This window comes from Streptomyces sp. NPDC057654 (assembly GCF_042800135.1).
In the GTDB taxonomy this organism is placed as follows: Bacteria; Actinomycetota; Actinomycetes; order Streptomycetales; family Streptomycetaceae; genus Streptomyces.
Genome location: NZ_JBHVHQ010000309.1, coordinates 1 through 8,929 on the forward strand (window position 1 = coordinate 1; position 8,929 = coordinate 8,929).

Annotated in this window: 11 protein-coding genes; 9 read left to right on the forward strand and 2 right to left on the reverse strand. The window is 69.3% G+C overall.

Annotated features, from left to right (window positions below; translation table 11 throughout):
* Nucleotides 1-110: 110 nt before the first annotated feature.
* The 5 genes from ACFU99_RS22250 (at nucleotide 111) to ACFU99_RS22270 (ending at nucleotide 2,618) form a co-directional block, all read left to right on the forward strand.
* The gene (locus tag ACFU99_RS22250; protein WP_384394593.1) at nucleotides 111-329 is read left to right on the forward strand and encodes a hypothetical protein; all 219 of its coding nucleotides are present in this window, start codon (nucleotides 111-113) and stop codon (nucleotides 327-329) included.
* Nucleotides 313-810, forward strand: a complete 498-nt coding sequence (locus ACFU99_RS22255) for a DUF6879 family protein (protein WP_384394595.1) — start codon at nucleotides 313-315, stop codon at nucleotides 808-810. Before ACFU99_RS22250 ends, ACFU99_RS22255 begins: the two co-directional genes overlap by 17 nt.
* A complete protein-coding gene (locus ACFU99_RS22260; protein ID WP_384394597.1) occupies nucleotides 807-1,640 on the forward strand; it encodes a helix-turn-helix domain-containing protein in 834 nt (277 codons plus the stop codon). The genes ACFU99_RS22255 and ACFU99_RS22260 overlap by 4 nt, the downstream gene beginning before the upstream one ends.
* Nucleotides 1,641-1,797: 157 nt before the next feature.
* Nucleotides 1,798-2,019: a DUF397 domain-containing protein gene (locus ACFU99_RS22265; RefSeq protein ID WP_384394599.1), complete on the forward strand. Its 222-nt coding sequence runs from the start codon at nucleotides 1,798-1,800 to the stop codon at nucleotides 2,017-2,019.
* Nucleotides 2,020-2,099: 80 nt separating this feature from the next.
* Nucleotides 2,100-2,618: a hypothetical protein gene (locus tag ACFU99_RS22270; protein WP_384394613.1), complete on the forward strand. Its 519-nt coding sequence runs from the start codon at nucleotides 2,100-2,102 to the stop codon at nucleotides 2,616-2,618.
* Between the two features lie 22 nt (nucleotides 2,619-2,640).
* Here the strand turns inward: ACFU99_RS22270 and ACFU99_RS22275 are convergent, their stop codons facing one another.
* Together ACFU99_RS22275 and ACFU99_RS22280 are read right to left on the reverse strand one after the other, a co-directional pair.
* Nucleotides 2,641-3,957 carry a serine-threonine protein kinase gene (locus ACFU99_RS22275; RefSeq protein WP_384394601.1) on the reverse strand — a complete coding sequence of 439 codons (1,317 nt, stop codon included), beginning with the start codon at nucleotides 3,955-3,957 and terminating at the stop codon, nucleotides 2,641-2,643.
* A gap of 254 nt (nucleotides 3,958-4,211) precedes the next feature.
* A complete protein-coding gene (locus ACFU99_RS22280; RefSeq protein WP_384394603.1) occupies nucleotides 4,212-4,853 on the reverse strand; it encodes a TetR/AcrR family transcriptional regulator in 642 nt (213 codons plus the stop codon).
* Nucleotides 4,854-4,958: 105 nt separating this feature from the next.
* On the opposite strand from ACFU99_RS22280, the gene ACFU99_RS22285 reads away from it, so the two are divergent.
* The 4 genes from ACFU99_RS22285 to uppS all read left to right on the forward strand — a co-directional run bounded on the left by ACFU99_RS22285 (nucleotide 4,959) and on the right by uppS (nucleotide 8,917).
* Nucleotides 4,959-6,182 carry a cytochrome P450 gene (locus ACFU99_RS22285; RefSeq protein ID WP_384394605.1) on the forward strand — a complete coding sequence of 408 codons (1,224 nt, stop codon included), beginning with the start codon at nucleotides 4,959-4,961 and terminating at the stop codon, nucleotides 6,180-6,182.
* 20 nt (nucleotides 6,183-6,202) lie between these two features.
* Nucleotides 6,203-6,397 carry a ferredoxin gene (locus ACFU99_RS22290; protein ID WP_384394607.1) on the forward strand — a complete coding sequence of 65 codons (195 nt, stop codon included), beginning with the start codon at nucleotides 6,203-6,205 and terminating at the stop codon, nucleotides 6,395-6,397.
* 154 nt (nucleotides 6,398-6,551) lie between these two features.
* On the forward strand, nucleotides 6,552-7,940 hold the full coding sequence (locus ACFU99_RS22295) for an MFS transporter (protein WP_384394609.1): 1,389 nt from the start codon (nucleotides 6,552-6,554) through the stop codon (nucleotides 7,938-7,940).
* Nucleotides 7,941-8,140: 200 nt separating this feature from the next.
* Nucleotides 8,141-8,917 carry a polyprenyl diphosphate synthase gene (gene uppS, locus ACFU99_RS22300; RefSeq protein WP_384394611.1) on the forward strand — a complete coding sequence of 259 codons (777 nt, stop codon included), beginning with the start codon at nucleotides 8,141-8,143 and terminating at the stop codon, nucleotides 8,915-8,917.
* Nucleotides 8,918-8,929 lie beyond the last annotated feature (12 nt).

The window sequence follows — 8,929 nt, forward strand, 5'->3', positions numbered from 1 at the left end:
GTCCGGGCCCTGTTTATGCCAACACGCGCATAGTCCCCTCCGCGCATGGACGGCCGCCCCCGCTCCTCCGTACGGTCGGTGTACCACTCGCGGACCCAGAGGGATGTGTCATGGCGCGTACGGAACTGGCCAGGCTCACCGGTGTGGACGAGAACGGCAACGGAGGGCCCTGCGGACAGGGCGACTGCCCCAACGTCTACCGCACCGCGTCAGGTTCGTTCGTCTTCCAGGGCGGCGTATCCGACGCATTCCAGCCTCCGGCGGGAGAAGGCCTCGTCGAAATCCCCGAAGACGTACTGAGGGAGGCCTTCCGTGTTCTTGGATGGTGACGTGTGGGCGGCCAAGTTCCGGGACTTCCGATCGGAAGCCTGGCGACTTGAGACGCTTCCCCAGTACCTCATGCCGCAAGAGGCGGAAGAGTTCGCGGCGTTCAAGGACGGAGCGAGGTTCTCCGGCCCGTACGAGGACTCATGGACACAGATGGTCCGCACCCGGAACGTCGGACGCGTGCACATCGTGTCCCGTCCGCTGAGCGAATACCTGCGGTTCGAGTTCGAACGGTACTACCGGCACCAGGCGCCGTCGGGGGAGGACATCCGAATCCTCGACATTACAGAGCGGGAGAATCCGCTGCCCGCCGCCCAGGACTTCTGGATGTTCGACCACTCCACCATCGTGCTCATGCACTACCACCGGGACGGAAAGCAGATCGGCAGGGAGCTGTACGAGGGGGACCCCGCGCCCTTCATCGAATACCAGCGGATCGCCAAGGCCGAGTCCGTGCCGTTTCTGGAGTACGTACGGGAGTGACGTTCGAGCCGGAGCAGCTGGGGCAGTCGGCGCATGAGCTGGCTGCCCTGCTGAAGAACCTGCGCAAGACGGCCGGGCTGCCGGGAGAGCGGTTGGCCAAGCGCTGCACCATGTCCCAGTCCAAAATCAGCAGGATCGAGAACGGCAGAGTACGACCGTCCCTTGTCGACGTGGAGCAGATCCTCCGGGCGCTGGACGCGCCGCCGGCGCTGGTGGCCGAAGTCATGGCGCTCGCTCGGATGGCCAACACAGGGTGGCAGGACTCCAGGAACCTCCGCAGGAAGGGCCTGGACAAGAAGCAGCTGGAGCTGGCCGGACTGGAGAAGTCCGCAACGGATTTCCGCTACTTCCTTCTCTCGATGATCACCGGGCTCCTGTCCACTCCGGAGTACATCCGAGCCAGCCTCGCCCACATCAGCGGTGACCACAGCAGGACGGTTGCCCGCAAACTGGAGCGCCAGGAAGTCCTGTACGACAAGTCGAAGCGGTTCACTTTCATCCTCACCGAACAGGCCGCCAGGTCTCCTTTGGTGCCGCGCGAGGCCATGGCTGTGCAGATCGACCGGCTGGCTTCCCTCACCCACCTGCCGAATGTGCGGCTCGGCGTGCTCCCTATGGAGACCAGCCTGCCCGGAAACCCGCTCAACACCTTCACGGTGTACGACGAGCGGATAGCCACGGCCGAACTGTCGGCCGGAGTAATCGTATTCCGTGACCCCAGGGACGTCCGCGGCTATCTGAGCGAATTCATGGCCTACGAGGATCTGGCGCTGTTCGGTGCGAGCGCGAGGGCGAAACTGAGTGCGTGGGCGGCCGCATATCGGGCCTGAGCCACTCATGATCTTTATTCCAAGGCGTGCATATAGGTGGCGTCCGAGAGGCGAAGAGCCCAAGAATGCGTCCATGCCGGACGAGTCGAATAGCCGCTGACAGAGCTGACAGAAAAGCGGTTCTTCACCGTCATCGATCGCACAGGAAGGCACGCCCATGCCCGGAACCGACCTGTACAGCCTGCCTCTTCCCGGAGCCGAGTTCTTCAAGGCCTGCGGAGGACCCTGCACCGAAGGGTGCGTGACCCTTTCCCGAATCGGCGAGGACACGTGGGCGCTGGGGGACAGCAAGCGCCCTGACCGGACGCCGCTGCGTTTCTCCACCGCCGAACTCGACGCGGCCGGTATCGACACGGCTCGCTTCACCGTGCCGGTCTGACCGTCCGTTCACGGAATGGCGGCCCCTGCTCTCCGAAGAGGGCGGGGCCGTCCTCCAACGCCATGGACAAGGAAGACCAGTTGCACCACCACGGCTATCTGTGGACCGGCTCCAGGAAACGGTTCGATCAAGAGGGTCATAGACGGCCCCCCTACCCCGCTCCGCCGCCCACGCCCGAGGGCGATGACGGCACCGACAGGCACAAGGCCGCCCAGCGATACAAGGAAGCAGCGGCGGAGTTCCGTACAGGTGACCTTCCGCCCATGGAGACCGCCCACTGGCTGATGAAGCCCGGAAGCCTGGTTCGGGGTACCTGGGAGGCGCCGAAGCAGGCCGCCGAATGGCTCGGGGAACGGCTCACGGAGTACGCGCCGCGGTTCATGTCCGAGGCGGACCGTGACCGCACCCGCCTGGCGGCACTGGCCGACTCGGCCGCGGCGCGTCTGGGGCGGGGCGGTGACGTATCCCACGGCTTCTACCTCGAACATCCCTCGTTCCTGTCGCTGGCCCTGGTCTGCTGCTCCCCGAACAGGACTCAGCCGTACATGGCCTGCCCTCTGCACCTCCCTCGCCTTGAGGAACGACGCGCCCGGCCATGACGTGCGCCGTGGGAGCGGGGTTTCAAGGGAGGACGCGGCCCGCTGTCAGGGCTATTCGGGCCAGTTCCTCGTGGCAGATGTCGCTGTGGGCGCCGGCCGGGGGGAGGCCGCGGGCTACTACCGCCGAGGCGTCCACGCTGACGCAGCCCGTGGCGGGGAACGGGCCGCGCAGGGCGTTCGCGAGGGTGAGTTCCTCGCGGGGCTCCACGGCCTTGATGCCGTCGAAGCCCATCGCGCCCCAGCGCTCGTCGCCGATGCCCATGATCGTGTCGGGGTCGTCGGCGAGTTTCGAGGCGGCCGGGTAGAGCACGCTCAGCGCCGTGTCGTGGCTGGAGTGGCAGGCCACCACCGGGCCGTCCACGCGGCTCTGCGCCCCGCGCAGCACCCCGCCCCGGCCGGCGGCCCACGGCAGGCGTTCGGCGAACGCGTAGTGGGAGAAGGCGCCTTGGAGGAGCGTCAGGGACTTGACGCTGCCCACGCCCTCCGGCAGGCCGCGCAGCGCGAAGGACATCAGGCGGGCGCCGAAGCTGTGGCCGATCAGGTGGACGCGCAGGGTGGGGGAGGAGCGGGCCAGCAGGCCCAGCACCGGGCCGAGGCCCAGTTGCCCGACGGTGCCCGCGCGGCGCTTCATGCCGTAGTACGAGGCCTGGCGCAGCATCTCGCGGGCGCCGTTCCACAGCCGCTTCAGTCCGCCGCCGAACAGTTCCGGCCGCGCGTCCCCGGCCTCCGCCAGCGCCTCGGTGAACCGCTCGCAGACCTTGACGGGGTCGTCCGTGAGCATCGTCGGTACGGAGCCCGAAGGGTCGTCATGGTCCACGTCCGCCGCGAACCGCGCCGCCGAACCACCCGCCGGCACCTCCGTCAACTGGCGTACCAGAGAGCCGAACTCCTCGAAGCGCGCCCGCGTGTCCGGCTGCTTCTCCAGCAGCTCGGCCAGTCGCGCCACGGTCATGACCTTGCCGGGGAAGGCGGTGTTGAGCGCGTGCCGGGTGTCCTCGTCGAGCCCGGTGCGGGTGGCGGCGGAGGCCGCCGCCGCGGACTGCGACGGGAAGTCGGGGATGGGCTCGTCCGTGAAGCGCATCGACGGCCAGAACACCCCGACGTAGCCGACGCGCACCCCCTCCGCGCCCGCGAGCAGCTTGGGGAAGGCGGCGAAGAACCGGTCGTACAGGCGCATCGCCATCGACCGGTCGTTGTTCCAGCCGTGCGCGAACAGCACCAGGTCGGTGAGGTTCGCGCGGGCGACGTCCTGCGTCAGCGCGTCGCGCTGGCCGGCGTTCACATCCCCGTCGGCGTCGAACGTCAGCTCCCAGAACGGCTTCACACTGAATTCGGCCATGGCTGTCCCCCTCGGCTCTCCGATGTGCCGCATCCTCCCGCCGCACGGGGAGCCCGGCCATACGCCGGGGAAGTGAATTGCCGGGGAGGGGCGCCCGTACGCCGGGGAGGAGCGCCCGTACGCGGGGGAGGGACGCCCGTACGCGAGGGCGGACGCCCGTACGCGAGTGCGGAGTGCCCGTACGTGCCCGAAGTGCCCGTACGGGCGCAGGGTACTTCCGGGGCCCCGCCCCGCCGCCCCGGCATGCCCTGGCCTCAGTGCCGCCGCGGCGCCGGGCTGAGGATGAGCGGCAGATACACCTCGTCCACGATGTCCGTGATCGTCTCCTCCTCGATCGGCGCGCCGAACAGCAGGAACTCGTTGCGCAGCAGGTCCGTGGCGACCGTGACCCGGCGCGATGCGAGGACCCACGGCTCGACCTCGCCGGCCTCGGCCGCCCGTTCCAGGACGGTTCTGAGCACCGCCGGGCCGGCCGGGTGCACCCGTTCCCGGATGAGTTTGGCGAACTCGGGCTCGCGCGCCGCCTCGGCGAGCAGGCCGCGCATGACGCCGCCGAAGGGGGTGCACATCTTCGCGGCCATCTGCCGCAGCACCTCGATCACGTCCGTACGCAGCGTGCCGGTGTCCGGGACGGTCATCTGGGAGATGCCGAACTTCTGCACCGCGTCCATGACCAGCTCGGGGCGGCCGGGCCAGCGGCGGTAGAGGGCGGCCTTGCTCGTACGGGCTCGGGCGGCGACCCGTTCCATCGTCATCCCGGCGTAGCCGGCCTCGACCAGCTCCTCCAACGTCGCCTTCAAAATGGCGTGTTCCAGTTCCTGGCCACGGCGGCGGGGGCCTTTGCGGTGGTCAGGGGCCGATTCCGCGGCCTGATCGGCGTTGGGTGACAGCGTCATTCCACAGAGTTTACTCAGAGGTCATTGCGTTCTCTAACTGGGAGACCTAGCCTCTCAGTTAGAGAACTGGTCGTTCTTTATGCGTCAGGGACTTCGAGGAGATCGATGACTGAGACGACTGCCGCACCAATCCAGCGAGAAGACGCACCGGCCTTCCCGAGCAACCGCACCTGCCCTTACCAACTGCCCAAGGAGTACGTCGAATTAAGGGATCAGGGTGACGTGCTCCGCAAGGTGACCCTCTTCGACGGCCGCCAGGCGTGGGTGGTGACCAAGCACGAGACGGCCCGGAAGCTGCTCGCGGACCCCCGTATCTCGTCCAACCGGCAGGACGACAACTTCCCCGCCACCTCACCGCGGTTCGCCGCGTTCCGTACCTCGCCGCAGGCGTTCATCGGCCTGGACCCGCCGGAGCACGGGCCCAAGCGGCGGATGATGATCAGCGAGTTCACGCTGAAGCGCATCAAGGGCATGCGCCCGGACATCGAGAAGATCGTGCACGGCTTCATCGACGACATGCTCGCCGCGGGCCCGACGGCTGACCTGGTCAGCCAGTTCGCGCTGCCGGTGCCGTCCCTGGTGATCTGCCGGCTGCTGGGCGTGCCCTACGCCGACCACGACTTCTTCCAGAACTGCTCCCAGCGCATGATCCAGGGGGAGGACGCGGAGGGCGCGCTCGCCGCGCGCCGGGAACTCGCGGACTACCTGGGCACACTGGTCGACAAATTCGTCGCCGAACCCGGCGCCGGGCTGCTCAGCAACCTGGCCAACGAACAGCTGTCGAAGGGCGAAGTCGACCGCGAGGGCCTGGTCTCGGACGCGATCCTGCTGCTCGTCGCGGGCCACGAGACGACCGCCTCGATGACCTCGCTGAGCGTGATCACCCTGCTGGAACACCCGGACCAGCACGCCGCGCTGCGCGACGACCCGAGCCTCATCCCGGCCGCCGTCGAGGAGCTGCTGCGCTATCTGGCCATCGCCGACATCGCGGGCGGCCGCGTCGCGACGGCCGACATCGAGATCGACGGCCAGCTGATCCGCGAGGGCGAGGGCGTGATCATCTCCAACTCGATAGCCAACCGCGACGGTTCGGTCTTCGAGTCCCCGGACGACCTCGACGTGCGCCGCCCGGCCCGGCACCACATCGCCTTCGGCTACGGGGTCCACCAGTGCCTCGGCCAGAACCTGGCCCGCCTGGAGCTCGAAATCATCCTCACGGCCCTCTTCGAGAGGATTCCGACGCTGCGGCTGGCGGTTCCGGTGGAGGAGCTGACGCTCCGTCCGGGGCATACGATCCAGGGCGTCAACGAACTGCCGGTCACCTGGTGACCGCCGCGAAAGGAGTGACCATGCGAGTGACCGCCGACCGTGACGTCTGCGTCGGCGCCGGATTGTGCGCCCTGACCGCCCCGACCGTCTTCGACCAGGATGACGATGGGCTCGTGGACGTACTCAAGAAGGAGCCGGAGGGCGCGGCCGAGCTGTCCGCCGCCCGCCAGGCGGGCAACATATGTCCGTCCGGCGCCGTTCGCATCAGCGAGTAGGCCCTTCCGCCGAGTAGTCCCTTCCGAAGGGCCGGCCCACCCCCGGGGCCGGCCCGCAGGGAAGGCAGGACGGCGCCTCGACGGCGTCTCAACGGACAAGACGCCGCAAGGTGACTATTGACGCGGACACGGCGCTGACGTGAGAGTTCCGGTCGTGCTCAACGATGCGACGCCGATGACGGCGGAAGAAGAGGAAGACGACGGCCGTCCCGGCGCGGGACCGACGGACGCGACAGGCTCGGGCGGCGCCCCGGAAGCGAGTCCGGAGCGGCCCGAGAGTCCGGAGAGCCTGCGGCGGGTGGCCGTGGCCAGCTTCATCGGCACGGCCATCGAGTTCTACGACTTCTACATCTACGGCACCGCCGCCGCCCTCGTACTCAACGACGCGTTCTTCCCGACGCTGACGCCGGTCAACGCGACGCTCGCCTCGTTCTCCACGTACGCGGTGGCGTTCGCGGCCCGGCCGCTCGGCTCCGTGATCTTCGGCCACTTCGGGGACCGCGTCGGCCGCAAGTCCGTACTCGTCGCGTCGCTGCTGATGATGGGGCTGTCCACGGCCTTCGTCGGACTGCTGCCCGGCTACTCCACGCTCGGCCTCTGGGCCCCGCTGCTGCTCGTACTGCTCCGCTTCGTCCAGGGCATCGGGCTCGGCGGCGAGTGGGGCGGGGCCGCGCTGCTGGCCGTCGAACACGCGCCGCGCGGCAGACGCGGGCTGTACGCGGCGTTCCCGCAACTCGGCCCGTCCGTGGGGTTCTTCGCCGCCACCGGGGTCTTCTGGCTGCTGTCGTCGGCGCTGAGCGACGCCGCGTTCCGGTCGTGGGGGTGGCGCGTTCCGTTCCTGCTGTCGTTCCTGCTGGTGGGGGTCGGGCTGTTCGTCCGGCTGAAGATCAGCGAGACGCCGGTGTTCGCGCGGGTGATGGAGCGGCAGGAGGCCAGCAAGGTCCCCACGCTGGACGTACTGCGCCGGCACTGGCGCGAACTCCTGCTCGGCGCGGGCGGGATGATCATCGCGTACGGCCTCTTCTACACCGCCACCACCTACTGCCTCGCGTACGCCACCAAGAACCTCGGCATCGCCCGTTCCACCATGCTCGGCCTGTCGATGGCCGCGTGCCTCTTCCTCGCCGCCGGCACCTGGCTGGCCTCGACCCGCTCCGACGCGCGCGGCCGCCGCAAGGTCGTCCTCGCGGGGACCGCGCTCGCGGTGGTCTGGGGCCTGGTCCTCTTCCCGCTGCTCGACACCGAGCAGCCGGTCCTGATCGCCCTGGCGCTGGGCGGCGCGCTGTTCTGCATGGGCGTCGTGTACGGGCCCATGGGCGCCTACCTCCCCGAACTCTTCGGCCCCCGCGTCCGCTACTCCGGCGCCTCCCTCGCCTACAACCTCGGCGGCGTCCTCGGCGGCGCCGTCTCCCCCCTCGTCGCCACCCGCCTCCAGCCCGTCTGGGGCTCCGCCTCGGTGGGCTGGTACGTGAGCGCCATGGCCGTGGTCTCGCTCCTGTGCGTCCTGTCCCTCCCGGAGACGCGGGAGCGCGAACTGGTCTGAGTCCTTTGGCGCCCACGCGAACCGGTCTGAGCCCCCGGCGCCCACGTGACGCCCGCCGTGCTCCCCGGAGGGGAGGGCGGGGCTCGTGTTCGCCCTCCCCGCGTCGTGCGCTCCCGGCATACTGGGGCCCGGTGGCCGCCGCCCCCGCTCGCCCGTCGTACGCCCGCTCGCCGTGTTCGCGAAAGGACGCCAAGGACGCCATGGGTATCACCGCTCCGCTCTACGCCCTGTACGCGAACCGGCTGCGCCGCCAGGTGCAGGACGGATCGCTGCCCGAGCACATCGGGCTGATCATGGACGGCAACCGCCGGTGGGCGCGGCAGATGGGGATGGCCGATACCAGCCAGGGCCACCAGCGCGGCGCCGAGCACGTCGAGGACGTGCTGTCCTGGTGCGAGGCGCTGGGGATCAAGCACATCACGGTGTTCGTCTGCTCCACGGAGAATCTGCGGCGGCGCGAGGACAGCGAGGTCGCCTACCTCATGAAGCTCATCGAACAGGTCGCCCACGACAAGCTGTGCCGCCCCGACGCCCGCTGGCAGGTGCACATCGCGGGCACGCTCGACGTCCTGCCCGACAGCACGGCCCACGCCCTCAAGAACGCCGTCGAGGCCACCCGCTCCTGCCCCACCGGGGCGCATGTCACCCTCGCCATCGGCTACGGCGGCAGGCAGGAGGTCATCGACGCCCTGCGGGAGCTGATGACCGAGCGCGCGGCCGAGGGCCAGACGCTGACCGAGCTCGCGGCCTCCCTCACCGTGGACGACATCGCCCAGCACCTCTACACGGCCGGGCGCCCCGACCCCGACCTCGTCATCCGCACCAGCGGCGAGCAGCGGATGTCGAACTTCCTGCTCTGGCAGAGCGCCTACTCCGAGCTGTACTTCTGCGAGGCGTACTGGCCCGCCTTCCGCGAGATCGACTTCCTGCGCGCGCTGCGCAGCTTCTCCGCGCGGGAGCGGCGGTACGGCGGCTGAGCGGGGGCGGGG

Excerpts from the sequence above, each read along its gene's own strand:
- ACFU99_RS22250 (WP_384394593.1), top strand. The coding sequence starts at position 111 with ATGGCGCGTACGGAACTGGCCAGGCTCACCGGTGTGGACGAGAACGGC.
- ACFU99_RS22280 (WP_384394603.1), bottom strand. The coding sequence starts at position 4,853 with ATGACGCTGTCACCCAACGCCGATCAGGCCGCGGAATCGGCCCCTGAC.
- ACFU99_RS22275 (WP_384394601.1), bottom strand. The coding sequence starts at position 3,957 with ATGGCCGAATTCAGTGTGAAGCCGTTCTGGGAGCTGACGTTCGACGCC.
- ACFU99_RS22265 (WP_384394599.1), top strand. The coding sequence starts at position 1,798 with ATGCCCGGAACCGACCTGTACAGCCTGCCTCTTCCCGGAGCCGAGTTC.
- uppS (WP_384394611.1), top strand. The coding sequence starts at position 8,141 with ATGGGTATCACCGCTCCGCTCTACGCCCTGTACGCGAACCGGCTGCGC.
- ACFU99_RS22285 (WP_384394605.1), top strand. The coding sequence starts at position 4,959 with ATGACTGAGACGACTGCCGCACCAATCCAGCGAGAAGACGCACCGGCC.
- ACFU99_RS22290 (WP_384394607.1), top strand. The coding sequence starts at position 6,203 with ATGCGAGTGACCGCCGACCGTGACGTCTGCGTCGGCGCCGGATTGTGC.